This is a genomic window from Erythrobacter sp. AP23 (genome assembly GCF_001542855.1).
Lineage (GTDB): Bacteria > Pseudomonadota > Alphaproteobacteria > Sphingomonadales > Sphingomonadaceae > Qipengyuania.
Genome location: NZ_LNBY01000001.1, coordinates 317,859 through 331,473, shown reverse-complemented (window position 1 = coordinate 331,473; position 13,615 = coordinate 317,859). Strand labels below are relative to the sequence as shown.

At 63.0% G+C, this 13,615-nt stretch carries 11 protein-coding genes; 3 read left to right on the top strand and 8 right to left on the bottom strand.

Features of this window, described 5'->3' with window-relative positions; translation table 11 throughout:
- Positions 1-149 precede the first annotated feature (149 nt).
- The 5 genes from ASS64_RS01580 to ASS64_RS01555 form a co-directional block, all read right to left on the bottom strand.
- Positions 150-1,538 carry an integrase arm-type DNA-binding domain-containing protein gene (locus tag ASS64_RS01580; protein ID WP_198147613.1) on the bottom strand — a complete coding sequence of 463 codons (1,389 nt, stop codon included), beginning with the start codon at positions 1,536-1,538 and terminating at the stop codon, positions 150-152.
- Between the two features lie 496 nt (positions 1,539-2,034).
- Complete coding sequence (locus ASS64_RS01570) at positions 2,035-3,255, bottom strand: triacylglycerol lipase (protein ID WP_067688766.1); 1,221 nt, start codon at positions 3,253-3,255, stop codon at positions 2,035-2,037.
- A gap of 23 nt (positions 3,256-3,278) precedes the next feature.
- Positions 3,279-4,283 (bottom strand): alpha/beta hydrolase, encoded by a 1,005-nt coding sequence (locus tag ASS64_RS01565; protein WP_083508108.1) that lies wholly within the window; start codon positions 4,281-4,283, stop codon positions 3,279-3,281.
- Entirely contained in the window at positions 4,283-6,553 is a 2,271-nt protein-coding gene (locus ASS64_RS01560; protein ID WP_198147612.1) for a TonB-dependent receptor, read from the bottom strand. Before ASS64_RS01560 ends, ASS64_RS01565 begins: the two co-directional genes overlap by 1 nt.
- Positions 6,554-6,621: 68 nt before the next feature.
- A complete protein-coding gene (locus ASS64_RS01555) occupies positions 6,622-7,617 on the bottom strand; it encodes a helix-turn-helix transcriptional regulator (protein WP_067688758.1) in 996 nt (331 codons plus the stop codon).
- 351 nt (positions 7,618-7,968) lie between these two features.
- Here ASS64_RS01555 and ribB point away from each other — a divergent pair, with 351 nt between their 5' ends.
- Both ribB and ribH read left to right on the top strand, forming a co-directional pair.
- A complete protein-coding gene (gene ribB / locus ASS64_RS01550) occupies positions 7,969-9,213 on the top strand; it encodes a 3,4-dihydroxy-2-butanone-4-phosphate synthase (RefSeq protein WP_067688755.1) in 1,245 nt (414 codons plus the stop codon).
- A gap of 5 nt (positions 9,214-9,218) precedes the next feature.
- Positions 9,219-9,641: a 6,7-dimethyl-8-ribityllumazine synthase gene (ribH, locus tag ASS64_RS01545; RefSeq protein ID WP_067688752.1), complete on the top strand. Its 423-nt coding sequence runs from the start codon at positions 9,219-9,221 to the stop codon at positions 9,639-9,641.
- Here the strand turns inward: ribH and ASS64_RS01540 are convergent.
- Together ASS64_RS01540 and ASS64_RS01535 are read right to left on the bottom strand one after the other, a co-directional pair.
- The gene (locus ASS64_RS01540; RefSeq protein ID WP_067688749.1) at positions 9,638-10,729 is read right to left on the bottom strand and encodes a hypothetical protein; all 1,092 of its coding nucleotides are present in this window, start codon (positions 10,727-10,729) and stop codon (positions 9,638-9,640) included. The genes ribH and ASS64_RS01540 overlap by 4 nt on opposite strands.
- A complete protein-coding gene (locus tag ASS64_RS01535; protein WP_067688746.1) occupies positions 10,729-11,778 on the bottom strand; it encodes a phosphotransferase family protein in 1,050 nt (349 codons plus the stop codon). Before ASS64_RS01535 ends, ASS64_RS01540 begins: the two co-directional genes overlap by 1 nt.
- Before the next feature lie 78 nt (positions 11,779-11,856).
- Here ASS64_RS01535 and ASS64_RS01530 point away from each other — a divergent pair, with 78 nt between their 5' ends.
- Positions 11,857-12,102, top strand: a complete 246-nt coding sequence (locus ASS64_RS01530; protein ID WP_067688743.1) for a hypothetical protein — start codon at positions 11,857-11,859, stop codon at positions 12,100-12,102.
- 76 nt (positions 12,103-12,178) lie between these two features.
- Here ASS64_RS01530 and eno read toward each other — a convergent pair whose 3' ends face one another.
- Positions 12,179-13,468, bottom strand: a complete 1,290-nt coding sequence (gene eno, locus ASS64_RS01525; protein ID WP_067688740.1) for a phosphopyruvate hydratase — start codon at positions 13,466-13,468, stop codon at positions 12,179-12,181.
- Between the last annotated feature and the right edge of the window lie 147 nt (positions 13,469-13,615).

The window sequence follows — 13,615 nt, the reverse complement described above, 5'->3', positions numbered from 1 at the left end:
CATCGAGTGCGGCACGGAGTGGCCTGCAACTGAGAATGAATTTAGGTCGCCACGCCTCGCGCGGCAAGAGGTTTCACGAGGTCATACGTTAAAACTGATTAAGTGGACCGGAGAATACTTTCCTTTTATGTTGCCTTTTGTGTCGGCAACTATGCCGCTATTGCCTCCCAGCCGTCAGCGAGGAACCAACACGCAGTGCCAGCACTGTCGCACAGCACAGCATCGTGCCCCTCGGGCCACGAAATATCGTTCTCTGCATCCTCGACGATGGCAGCCGCCTCAGAGCGAGTCACGTGGGCACGGACGACGGTTGCATTACCGTCGCGCTCGGCGCGCAGCTCGAAGCGCTCGTCCTTTACCGGGACCTGCGCCATAATGTGCGCCGATATCCGCTCCTGCTCAGCGACAAGGCGGGGCCACATACGGTCACGGTCGCCGTAGCCCATCGTGACGTCCTGCGTCTTGTGGTTCAGGAGCCGCTTCAACGTGCGCTCGGATACATCGACCCACTCTGCCGCGATGGTATAGGTCTGGCGAAGCTGCTTGCCCCACTTCGCAAGCTCCGTCCTGTCCTCCTTCCACTCGCTCAGGTGGCCGCTGCGGCTCTTGTTCGCCGGGAAGATGAAGGTCGCCGACTGACGCGGGCACAGCTTTCTCCCAGCCTTCCGCGCTCGGATAAGGCAGGCAAGCATCGGGCGAGATAGTGGAATGTCGAAGGCACGATCCGGCCCGCCCTTAGGCTCAGTTATGCGCAAGGCACGCCGCCGAACGTTCAGGTCCGACCAGCGTGCCTTGCTCAAAGCGTCAGGGCGGGAGCCGGACAGCAGTGTGAACAGGTGAAACTCGCGCCGAACCTCATTGCTAAGGTTGCCGAGCTGAACGAACCAGTCGCGCAGCTCCTCCTCGCCCATCCCATCCTTCGACCGCTGCTCGCGGTTGAAGCTGATGACCTTACCCCATGCGATCAGCGGCAGGGTCGGGTCGAGCTTCGCCTGCGCATAGTTATAGAGCCGCCGAAACGCGCGCCCGAAGTGATTGGCGGCGTAGGGGCCGTTGTCGCGCGTGACGGCGCGGTGCCGCTCCACCACCAGCCTAGGATTGTCAGCGAACTTGCGCAGCGTCACGTCCCGCCAGTCGCCCATCAGCCGGTCGATCGTCTTCTGGTATCCCTCGACGGTGCGGGGGCGCGACCCCTTCGCGGGTAGCTCATAGTCTCGCATATGCTCCCATGCCTCGCGGACGGTCCACTGCTTGCGGCGCTCCTCGAAGCGCCCAGCGACTTGTAGCGCGCCCAGCTCGGCCTTCGCCCTCGCCCGCGCCTGCTTCACGGTCAGCTCGCCATGCCGACCGAGTGCGAGCTTCTTCGTCCGCCGACGGCCCAGCTCGTCGCGGACGTCGCACTGGACGGTGAAGGTCTTGGCGCGCTTGCCGACGACGACGTAGAAGCCGGGCAGCGTGTCGCGCTGGACATATGGCCCAGCGCTGGGCGGCGGCAGGCTGGATACAAGGCTATCGGTAAGTTCGATCCGCTCGGTCATGTGTGGCTCCATCAAGACGGTTTCTAAGACGGTCGAGACGGTCCACGGATCAGCGTGGCCATTCCCGGCCACGCCTCGTTATTGCCACTATGTGCATGAAAGACAATCGTTTTCTGCCGCATCGCGTGGTGATGCGTGCCAAGGCAGGGAGCCTGATTTCGTTCTCTTAATCAGCGGGTCCTAGGTTCGAGCCCTAGTGCGTCCACCATTTTTTCAAGCACTTACGGATGATTGCGCGGCTCGTTTCTCCGCGTGGGTCCCAGTGGGGTCACAGAGCCGGATCATACGCCCACCGCAGTACGCCCAGGTATCGGAAATCCAGATACCTCGGCCATTGAAGTGCCGGCGGGCACGAAGAATGCGCATCCTGGGTCCGGAATAGGTGTGCAGGCTCACTTGCTGCACAAGCTATCCGCCCTACGTAGTTCAAGCCGTTAGCGGCAAACCAACGCGCTCTCCGGGTCATCTAACCCCCTGCCAATATGTCCACGTCGCATCAGGGTGCCGACAAATATTGCAGAACATAGTTGGTCGAAGTGCTGACCCATCCCAGTTCGAGATGGTTGACCGCGACCGTGACGCTGCCGCCATGCGTCGTCATGCCCACGGTGTCGCGGCAGCTCGCGATGAAGACCACGCCGTCCGACGGTCCGGTATGCTCGTTGTGGAGCAGTGCGATGTCGGGCTGGTTGCCGCAGATGTTGTGGATACGCACATTGCTGGGCGATGGCGCCTGGCGGATCACGTCGACCAGCGAGCGCGACAGATAGGCCGACAAGCCCGGCCCCGAGCTGTAAAAGCCCTGGCCGCCATGAAAGGTCGTATACCAATCCTGTTCGTAGGTGGGCAGGCCATAGGTTCCGCTCCAGTCCTTCAGCAACTGGGCCGATCCCGGAAAATAGGCCGAGCTGTAAGTCCATTCCGGGCCCGAGCGCCACAGGCCGTAGCAGACCAGCTTGTCATGCGGTGTCGGCCCGTTGATGACCCCACCGCAGGCCGGATACACCGTCAGGCTGAATGTCCATCCGTGGCGGAAAGACAGATCGATGCCGTTGTTCGCCGACCCGAGCAGGATCAGGCGGCGGACGTCGCCGCGATAGGCCGTGCCCCAGGATTTGCGGACGCTGGAGACATACATCCGCGCATTCGACGCGGCTTTGGACCATGCGACGACGTCGACCTGGCCGGCACCCGTTCGGGATTTGATAATGGCGATCGCATCGGCAATCTGTTCGGACCAGAAATAGCCATCGCCATTCTTGTGCGGCAGGCCGAGCGCGAAGACGCGGTAGCCACTGCTCGACAAGTCCTGCATCAGGCCGGTGGAGGGGCAGCTTGAACGGCCACATCCGTAGCTGCCCGCTTCGTTGGGATCGGCCCAGGCGATATCGGCATCCTGATTGGCGCCATGTACGAGCAGGACCGGCACCTTCGTTCCCACATTCCAGTTGGGCGCGTAATAGAGCAGAAAGCGCGAACTGTGCGGCCGGGCGGTTCCGAAGAAGGTCGCACGCTGTCCGGATTGATCGCCCCGACCGTCGCTCGGGAAACTTTCCTGGGTGAAGGCCGTGAGATTATCGCGCCACCGTTCGACCCGTACCCATCCATTGTCGATCCCGTTGGAGAAGGTGGCTTCCAGGGTGGTCGATCCAGCGGTGGCGGGAAGCCCCCATGCGAGCGCACATAGGCTCAGCAGTAATGTCCATATCCGTTTCATCGTCGCTCTCCCTTTAAGATGTCCTACTGTGTCGGTGGCTCCATCATTCGATGCAGATAGTCGGCGATCATGCGGCGGGTGGCCTGCGCGATGTCGAGGACCCCGAACGACAGGAAGGCATGGATCGTGTCGCGGGCGCAGTGGTGGACACTGTCGATGCCGGCCGACCGTAGCTTTTCGTGATAGGCGATCGCTTCGTCCCGCAAGGGATCGAAGCCCGCCGTCACGATCATCGCGGGGACCAGATCGTCGGGAACCGGCGCCAATAGCGGCGAGATGCGGGGATCGTGTGGCTCGGCGACATTGCCGGCGAGGTAGTTCTCACGCGCAAATTCGATCGCTTCGGCCACGAGAAAGAAGTCGCCGCCGCCAAATCGGGCGCGAGACGGAAAATGGGTATGAGGGCTGGCGATATCGGTCATCGGATAGATCAGCACCTGGCAGGTCAGCTGCGGGCCGTTACCGAGAGCAGCTTCGCGCGCGAGCACCGCGGCAAGATTGCCTCCCGCGCTGTCGCCGATCACGGCCAAGCGGGCCGGATCTCCGCCCATCGATCCGCCTTCCCGATAGAGCCAGTCGAGCGCGCTTCGGGCATCGCGCAGCCCGGCGGGAAAAGGATGTTCGGGGGCGAGCCGGTAATCGAGGCTTAGGATCGCGACCCCACTGAGCGCAGCAAGCGACCCCACCAATCCGTCGTATGCGGATATCCCGCCCAACGACCAGCCACCGCCATGCAGGAACAGCGCCAGGGGCGTGGCTGCATCGGCGGGAACCGCCGGCCGGTACAGCCGGGCAGCCCGCTCACCGTCGCCGCCCGGCACTGCGAGATCGATAACGTCTCCCGGCGCGACGTCACGGTCAGGCCCGCGAAACCGATCGAAAACGGTATCGGCGAACGCGCGCGATGCCGCCATCCCCTCGGCGGCAATGCGATCGGTCCATTCGCTGCGCATGGCGTCGTAGCCACGCAGCAGCGCCCAGGATTGCCGATCGAGCGATCCCTGTTCGTCAGGACTGTTTTGCGACATCAGAATCGCAGGATAAAGCGCAGATCGTATGTGGCCGGCGCGCCGTAAAAGCCGAGCTGCACGCCCGGGAAATCCGCCAGGTTGAACCCCTGCACACGCACGGCGTTGTCGGTGAGATTTTCCACACCGGCGCGAAGTTCCCAGCGCTCGTCGCGGTCGCCAAGCGCCACGAATCCGTTGATGCGTTCATAGCCGGGCTGACGCAGCACCGGGGAATCGGTGATCTCCGTAGCAACCTCGGACCGGTAGGATCCGTCCACGTGGATAGTCAGCGCCAGGTTATCGGAGATCGGCCGCCGCCAGGTGGCGCCAAGGCTCGCGTTAGAATCGGGTGCATTCACCGGACGTCGATCGCTCACATCGGTGACCGCGCCGCCGACCAGAATATCGAATTCGCGATATTCGGCATCCAGCAGGCCGAGCGATCCGGTCAAGGTCAGTTCATCGGTCGGGCGCGCGGTTAGCTCGAATTCCGCGCCATAGGCGCGCGAGGAGGCAGCGTTCGTGAACAGGCTGACGAATACGCCGGTTACGGGATCGGACCCGAAGGATGTGACCTGCACATCGGTGTAGTCATTGTAGAAGAAGGCCGCGTTGAGGACGAGGCGCCCGTCGAGCCAGCTGGTCTTCGCGCCGCCCTCGTAGCTCCAGACATATTCGGGGCGGAAGGGACGGAACCCGAAATCGGTATTGGCACGCCCATCGAACCCACCGCTCTTGAACCCGCGCGAGGCGGACAGGTATACCATCGCATCGGGGCTCACCTCATAGCTGATCGAAGCGCGCGGCGTGAACGCCTCGAAGCTCGCCTCACCGGAGATCGGCGTTCCGGGCACGCCCACCCCGGTCAGGAAATCGGGCGTATTCTCGATCACCGAGACACTCGGATCGAAGAAATTCTCGAAGAGCCGGGCCGAACTGCGATCTTCCCAGGTATAACGGGCGCCCGCCGACAGATTGAGCCGCGGCGTCAACGCGTAAGTGAGATCGGCGAAGATAGCGTAGCTGTCGGTTACCTGGCGGGTCTCGGCAAGGCTGGAGGTCGGGAAACCGAAAGCGGTAACCGGAAAGCCGAACAAGGTTGCAGCCCCATTGTCGACGCCCGAAAATGTCGTGTCGTCATCATGGAAGTAGTAAAGGCCCGCGGTCAGGCTCAGCCCGCCCGGGTCCTCATAGGTAACACGCAGCTCCTGGCTGAACTGCTCCTGTTCCTGAAGCAGCAAGATATCCAGAATGGGCAGGGGCGAACCGTCGGTATCGAGATTCAGGTCGAAGTCGAACCACCGAAGGGCGGTGATCGACTCCAGAGTTACCTTGTCGCTAGCCTCGAACCGGCTGGTCAACGCAACCCCATAGCCGGTCTGATCGCTCAGACCGTTGGCATTGACGTCTACGCGATAGGGGTCGTTCGATGCCGGGAATGTCACATTACCGGTTCCGTCGAAGCCCGTGATGGACGTCTCGCGAACCGGGCTGCGCGAGGTATCCGGCCGGTCGATCCGGACATCGCCGCTGAGCAGGAACTCGATTCTGTCGGTGGGCTCGAACAACAGGCTGACACGCCCGGCGAGGGTTTCGACATCGCCGTCATCGCGTCCCGTTACGCTGTTTTCGGCATAACCGTCGCGCTTGGTATAGGCCGCTGCCAGCTTGCCTTTGAGCCCGTCACCCGCGAGCGGACCGCTGATCCGGCCCCTGGCCGTGACCATTCCGAAATTGCCGACACCCGCCTCCATATAGGCGGACAGATCGTCGGTCGGTCGGGTGGAAACGAACTTGATCGCGCCGCCGATGGTGTTGCGTCCGTAAAGCGTGCCCTGCGGCCCGCGCAGCACCTCGATCCGCTCGACGTCGAACACTTCGAGAAACGCCGCTTGCGACCGGGCGATGAACACGTCGTCGACATAGACGCCGACGCCCGGGTCGGCGAAAGCGAGGGAGTCGTTCTGGCCGACCCCGCGGATATAGATGACGGCATTGCCGGCATCCCCCTGATCCAGATAGAGATTGGGCGTGGCGTACTGGATACCCGACAGCGTGTCGGCCTGAAGATTGGCAAGGCTTTCCGCGTCGAACGCCGAAATTGCGATGGGCACGTCCTGGAGCGACTCCTCACGACGCCGTGCGGTTACGACGATAGTATGGCCTTCCTCGGCGCGCGGCTCGGCGGATTGCATCTCCTGCTGTGCCATGGCCGGCACCGCATGCGCCATTGCCGAAGTGGCGCACAGAGCGGCCAGCAGACGCGCGCGTCCTCTTGCGTTTTTCATCATGTCCTCCCCGTTCGGCCGCGCATGTCGGCGGCCGTTATCTCGTGGAGAAACTGCAGCGAGTATGGCTACCGAGTCGAGGACGCGCTCGCGCAATCATGCAGGACATTTTCGCTCAAGACGTCTGCCGCGAACCGCGCTGGAGTCGTTCCGGTCCATTGCTTGAAAGCGCGAGAAAAACTGCGACCATCGGCGAAGCCGAGGAGGTCGGCCACGGCCTCCGGCGACCGTCCCGCTTCCAGCAATCGCCTGGCCCGGCGATCGAGTGTTTCGGCCCGTAGTTGCCGGAAATTGCACCCGCTTTCGAACAGTCGTCGACGCAATGAGGCAACGCTCATGCCCAGGGCCCGTGCCACCTGGCTCTGGTCATCCATGCCGGTTTCGAGCTTGCTGCGGACGCGTGTTACGAGGTCGCGGCGCTTCGTGGTCACAGGCCCATCCGGCCTGGCGAGAACGGCCAGGATCCGATCGTAGACATCGATCGAGTTGAGCGTCTGGCCCCGAGCGGCGGGGGCGAGATCGGCTGCCGTGCCGACATATTCCAGCATATAGGCCGGTGCTCCCAACCGCACAGGTACCGACCAGTAACCGAGCATGCCATCCGCGCCGCGGCGCGCCCGGCGACTATGGACTGCGCGAAGATGCGGCGTCAGTTCACGCCCTGCCCATAGCGACAGCAATGTGTGAACGAAGATCATGACCCCTTCCATCACCGTTGCGCGCATCGAGGGGCCGTCGTCGAAGGCGAAGGGAAACTCGGCATCGTCGATCCGGTAGAGGATGCGGCTCCCCTGCCGCTCGATGCGATTGTAGTTCCCGCCATGAAGCAGGTTGTAGGTTTGCGCGGACAATCGCATGGCATCGCCGAGGCTGGCCGCGTCGCGAATGCGTTCACCGACAAGATTGGTGGCGCCCAGCAATAGCGGGCGAGTCGACAGGGCGCAGGTCTCGTCCTCGATTTCCGCCAGCCTGATCCGCATCATCTTGAAGTATTCATACGGCGTAAGATCGGGATCGATGGCCTGGCCATCATGCACCGGATCGTGATGCTTATCCTGAACCATCAAAGGTCGCCTCGACATCGCAAAAGGCTAAGTCAGCGCCTTGCAGGCGTCAATTGCCGACGAGCTCGACCGCATATGTCATGCCGGATCACGCTTCATTCCGGTATTTCAGGAAGTAAGCGGGGAAGCGCTGCGCAGGCCGATTTCATGGTGCCAGCGAAATGACCCATTTCCATCGGTATGGGAAAGCCTACGCGGCATGCCATATAGACGGTCAACAGGTTCGAGCCCGATTGCGTTGACCAACCGCCTTTCGTCTTCCTAGGCACAAAACTAGCGCCGGGAAGCGCTCGTCACATTCGATGTGAATCGCTATTGGAAATCACATTGTAATGTGATAGCGCTGGCGACATGAACACGATCGAAAAAGTACGCACGCTCGTTTCGCAAGGGCTTATGACCCGCGCCGGGCTCGCCCGTGCCGCGGGACTTCATGCCAATACCCTGCGCGATTGCAGCGAGGAAAGCTGGAACCCGACCGCCGAAACGCTCGCGAAACTCGAGGCCTTCCTTGAAGCCAACGACGAAACACCGGTCATCGTCGGCGCCGAGGAAATCATCGACGAAGCGCGCAACGGCCGCATGTATATTCTGGTCGACGACGAGGATCGCGAGAACGAAGGCGATCTCATCATCCCGGCGCAGATGGCTACGCCCAGCGCGATCAACTTCATGGCGACCCATGGTCGCGGACTGATCTGCCTGTCGCTCGACCGCAAGCGGGTCGAAGCTCTCGGCCTCGAGCCCATGAGCCGCGACAATCGGGAGAGCATGCAGACTGCCTTCACGACCTCGATCGAGGCGAAGGAAGGCGTTACCACCGGCATCAGCGCGGCCGACCGCTCGCGCACGGTTTCGGTCGCCATCGATTCCACCAAAGGCCCCGACGATATCGTCACCCCCGGCCACGTTTTCCCGCTCACCGCGCGCGATGGCGGCGTCCTGGTTCGCGCAGGTCATACCGAAGCCGCGGTCGATATCTCGCGGCTCGCCGGACTCAATCCCTCGGGCGTCATCTGCGAGATCATGAACGAGGACGGGACCATGGCCCGGCTCGAGGATCTGATCGGCTTCGCACGCAAGCACGACATGAAGATCGGCACGATCCGCGACCTGATCGAATACCGGATGCGCCATGACCACCTCGTCGAGCGGGTCGGCGAGGACAGCTTCGAATCCGATTATGGTGGCGACTGGCGCCTGCTGACCTATCGCAATACGGTCGATGGCAGCGAAAGCTATGTGCTGCAGAAGGGCCACGTGGTCGAAGGCAAACCCACCCTCGCCCGCGTGCATCCGATTTCGATCTTCGATGACGTCCTCGGCAAACCCGGGCCGCGCAAGCGCACGCTCCAGCGCGCCATGCAAGCGGTGGGCGAACATGGTGCAGGTGTCATCGTCATCATTACCGGGCGCCCGGCTTCGAACAGCGGGTACAGCGAGAACGATGCGCGGCGCAATGTGGGCATCGGCTCGCAGATTCTCGCCGATCTCGGGATCGAGGACATGATCCTGCTGAGCAATTCGCAACCCAATGTCGTGGCGATCGAGGGCTATGGCCTCAACATCGTCGACCACAAACCCATTCCGGAGTGACCTGCATGGCCCGTTTTCTCATCGTCGAAGCCCGTTTCTACGATCGTCTCAACGACATGCTGATCGCCGGCGCGCGCGCGGCGCTCGAAGCGAAAGGTCATGAGGTCGAGGTGCTCACCGTTCCCGGGGCGCTCGAAGTGCCGGGCGCGATCGCGCTCGCATCCGAGAGCGATCAGTACGACGGCTATGTCGGCATCGGCGTGGTCATCCGCGGCGAGACCTATCATTTCGAGATCGTCGCCGGCGAAAGCGCGCGCGGGATCATGGCGCTGACGATGGACGGCATGGCGATCGGCAACGGCATCCTCACGGTAGAGAACGAGGACCAGGCGCTTGTCCGTGCCGATCCCGAACAGAAGGACAAGGGCGGCGAGGCGGCACAGGCGGCGATGGCGCTGCTCGATTTGCAGGGCAAGTTCGCGGCCTAGGCAGCGCCGTCGAGAAACTCCTCGAGCCCCAGCGGCGCGAAGGGGCCGATAATCAGCTGTTCGAAGACGCCGATGCCTTCGGCGCCATCGCTGCCGGTCACACGCATCGGGACCTGGACGTGCAGATTCTCTGGGGCCAGCGGGTCGAGGTCGACAAGTTCGATGTCCTCGCGCTGCACCTTGAGCGGGCCGTGGTACATGCCGTGGCCCCATTCGGGATGGGTGTAGCCGAGACCGCGCATCTGGAACCGGCCGAGCGGTTCGAAGGTCACCTGTTCGGGCGCGCCGCGCAGCGCCAGCGAAAGCGTGCCGCCCGAGGGCCAGCGCGTACCCGCCTCGAGCCGCGTGCGCATGCTGCCGTGGCCTTCGGCGACATCTTCCGCCGCTGCGCCCTCCCCCGCCCAGGCCGCGCGCGTATTCCACGCATTGCCATGTTCATCATTGTTGACGTGGAAGAACAGGCTGCCTGCAGGAAAGTTGATCGGCGTCCATTGCCAGAAAAAACCCGGCATGGGCGCGCCGGGCATCGGTTGCATGTCACGCGCTCCAACCGGGCGGACGCCCCAGCTGCGATCGCGCGTACCCATCGTGCCGTCGGCCAGCTCCTGCTTGTCGCCATCGAGTTCGATCCAGCCCCGGTAGCGCCCGTTCTGCGTCAGCCGCGTATAATCCATGAAGGCGCGTGGACCGATCCGGTGCGTAAAGCGCGGTTCCTCGATCGGAAAGGCGCGGCCGGTAAAGGTGATGTCGGCCGCCATGCCATCGAATGGTTCGAGCCGGATGCGCAGGATATTGAGTGCCTCGATGATCTCGACCGAGATCGGCCCCGCCGCCATTGCCATGCGCTCCATCCCCAGCTCGGCGCTGGCATGGACGCAGTGCTGCACCCCGTCGCGTATGACCGTGAAATGCGCATCGATCACATCGAGATGGGGATAGATGCCGAGCGCCGCGGCAAAGAATCCGCTGCCGTCCGGCGCATAGCCGTTGAAGAAATAGCGGTCGTAGAAATTCCGATCGGTGCCGGCATAGGCCACCGGCTCCGGCGTCTGGTGGATCGGATAATCGTCACCCCGGCTCAGGACCACTAGGTCGCCTCCTTCAATGCCTGGATACTATCGCGTGCCAGGGCCAGCGAACAGGCCCCGCGCGCCATGGAGAGAAAATTGGCGTCGCCGCGCTCGGTCCGCTCGACGAATGCCGAGCTGAAAACGGCGGTCGAGACACCGTGCAGAATGCCGAGCCGATAATCCTGCTCGATCTCGTCATGCGACAGCGGGACACCGCGCGCCCGCATTTCCGCGCGCCACAGGTCGAGCAACTCGCGCTCGTGATTGCGCCACAGGCCCTCGCCCACGCCGCAGCCGAGGAAATAGCCGACATCGATCATCGGCCTACCGACCGCTACGGTCTGCCAGTCGAGGATGGCGATGGGCTCGGCACCGCCGCGAATGTCGAACAGCATGTTGTCGAGCCTGAAATCGCCGTGAACGAGGCATTGGGGCGGGTCATCGCGCTCGAACCAGTGCGCGCTTGCCTCGCCCAGTTGGTCGCAGATTGCCATGTATTCGGGCTCGAGCGTATCGGCATAGCGTTCGCGAAAGATCGCCTGAGCTTGCGGATACATGCTGCCGAGCCGCTCGCGCAGATCCGGCGGCGGGGCGAGCCATTGGGCGGCAAGCAGGTCCTCCCTCCCCCAGCTCGGTGCGTGGATGGCGGCGGCCTGGCGGATCGCCGCGCGCGCGTCACCGATCCCGCATCCCCTGATCTGATCGCCCTGCCGCGCCGGTCCGACATCCTCGAAGAGAAGGACGAACGCGCCTCCGGTTTCGTCGACCTCGGCGAAATGCACTTGCGGCACCCGCACGTGAAGGAGCGGCGCAGCCTGGCGATAGAATTCGACCTCCTTCCGATAGAGCCCGAACATCGCGGCGGTCCCGCGGCTGGTCGCATCGGCGGCGGGGAACTTGCCGGCTATCGTCTTCGGCACATCCTCCCCGGACAGGTGAAAGCGCACGCTGTCGCCCACCTGACCGGTGCCGATCGGCTCCCAGCGGACGTGAGACACTTTCGCGCCAAGCACACCGCCCAGCCACACTGCATCGACCTCGTCCGGATGTACCGGAAATCGTTCCAAGCCCCTCTCCCACAAAGAGCAATCGGCGGAACGCTAGCCGGCACAAAGCGTCGTGACAATCATGCAGGAAGAAACATCATGAACGGTCCCTTCGAATGGGCCGCATCGATCGGAACGGTGCTTGCCGCATCCATGATCGCCTTCGACATGGGACGCCGCGCGACCGCCTGGGGCTTCGTCCTGTTCTGCGTGGTCTCGACCCTGTGGATCTATATCGGACTGACCGAAAACGCGATACCACTCGCCGCGATGAACGGCGTCCTGCTGCTCATCAACGCCTGGGGCGTATGGCAATACTGGTTCCACCCGAAAAACAGGACTTGAACCTCCGCGGCGGCGGAAAGCTCAGGCTATCGGCGCGATCGGGAACGACGCCCCCACCTTCGTGGGGATTCGCGCGTTAGGCGCCAATCCGTCCGAAGCATTCACGCCCGGCAAAATGCGCGCTGTCGCCCAGCTCTTCCTCGATGCGGATCAGCTGGTTGTACTTGGCGAGCCGATCCGATCGCGCGAGGCTGCCGGTCTTGATCTGTCCGCAATTGGTCGCGACTGCCAGATCGGCGATCGTCGCATCCTCGGTCTCGCCCGAACGGTGCGACATGACCGTGGTGTAGCCCGCGCGGTTGGCGATGCTCACGGCATCGAGCGTCTCGGACAGCGTGCCGATCTGGTTGACCTTCACCAGCAGCGAATTGGCGAGACCCTGGTCGATGCCTTCGCGCAGTCGCTGCGGATTGGTGACGAACAGGTCGTCGCCGACCAGCTGGACGGTATTGCCGATGCGGTCGGTCAGCGCCTTCCACCCGTCGAAATCGTCCTCGGCCATGCCGTCCTCGATCGAGCGGATCGGATAGTCGCGGCACAGCTTGTCGAGGTATTCGGCCATCTCGTGACCGTCGAGCGATAGCTTCTCGCCCGAGATTTCGTATTTGCCGTCCGCGAAGAATTCAGTCGAGGCGCAATCGAGCGCGAGAGCGATGTCCTCGCCCGGCGTGAAGCCCGCCTGTTCAATCGAGGCCATGATGAAGTCGAGCGCATCGCGCGTGCTGGCGAGGTCGGGGGCAAAACCGCCCTCGTCCCCCACGGCCGTGGACAGGCCTTTTTCATGCAGCTTCTTCTTGAGCGTATGGAACACCTCCGCACCCCAGCGAACGGCTTCGGCGAGGCTGTCCGCGCCGATCGGCATGACCATGAACTCCTGGATGTCGATCGGGTTGTCGGCATGTTCGCCGCCGTTGATGATGTTCATCATCGGCACCGGGAGGACATGAGCCGAAACGCCGCCGATGTAACTGTAGAGCGGCAGGCCCCGCGCGTTGGCGGCCGCCTTGGCCACCGCCATGCTGGTGCCGAGAATGGCGTTGGCGCCGATGCGGCCCTTGTTGGGGGTGCCATCCAGAGCAATCATCGAGAGATCGATATCGCGCTGGTCTTCCGCATCGAAGGCGCCGATCAGCAGGTCACGGATTTCGGCATTCACCGCGTCGACTGCCTTGCTGACGCCCTTGCCGAGATAGCGTGCCTTGTCGCCATCGCGAAGCTCGACCGCTTCATGCGCGCCAGTCGAGGCGCCGCTCGGCACTGCCGCGCGACCGAAGCTGCCATCGTCGAGCAGCACGTCGACCTCGACAGTGGGATTGCCCCGGGAATCAAGAATTTCGCGGGCGTGGATGTCGATGATCGCGGTCATGGTTGCTGGCGCTCCGGGACAAAGGTGTTGTAATATGCTAAAACACCCCCAGGTGGGGAGTCGGCAGCGCTCTATGCGTCGGAACATTGCGGCGCAAGTTGCGTTGCAACATCGATGGCCAGTCAGGCGAACGAATACGAATTGAGG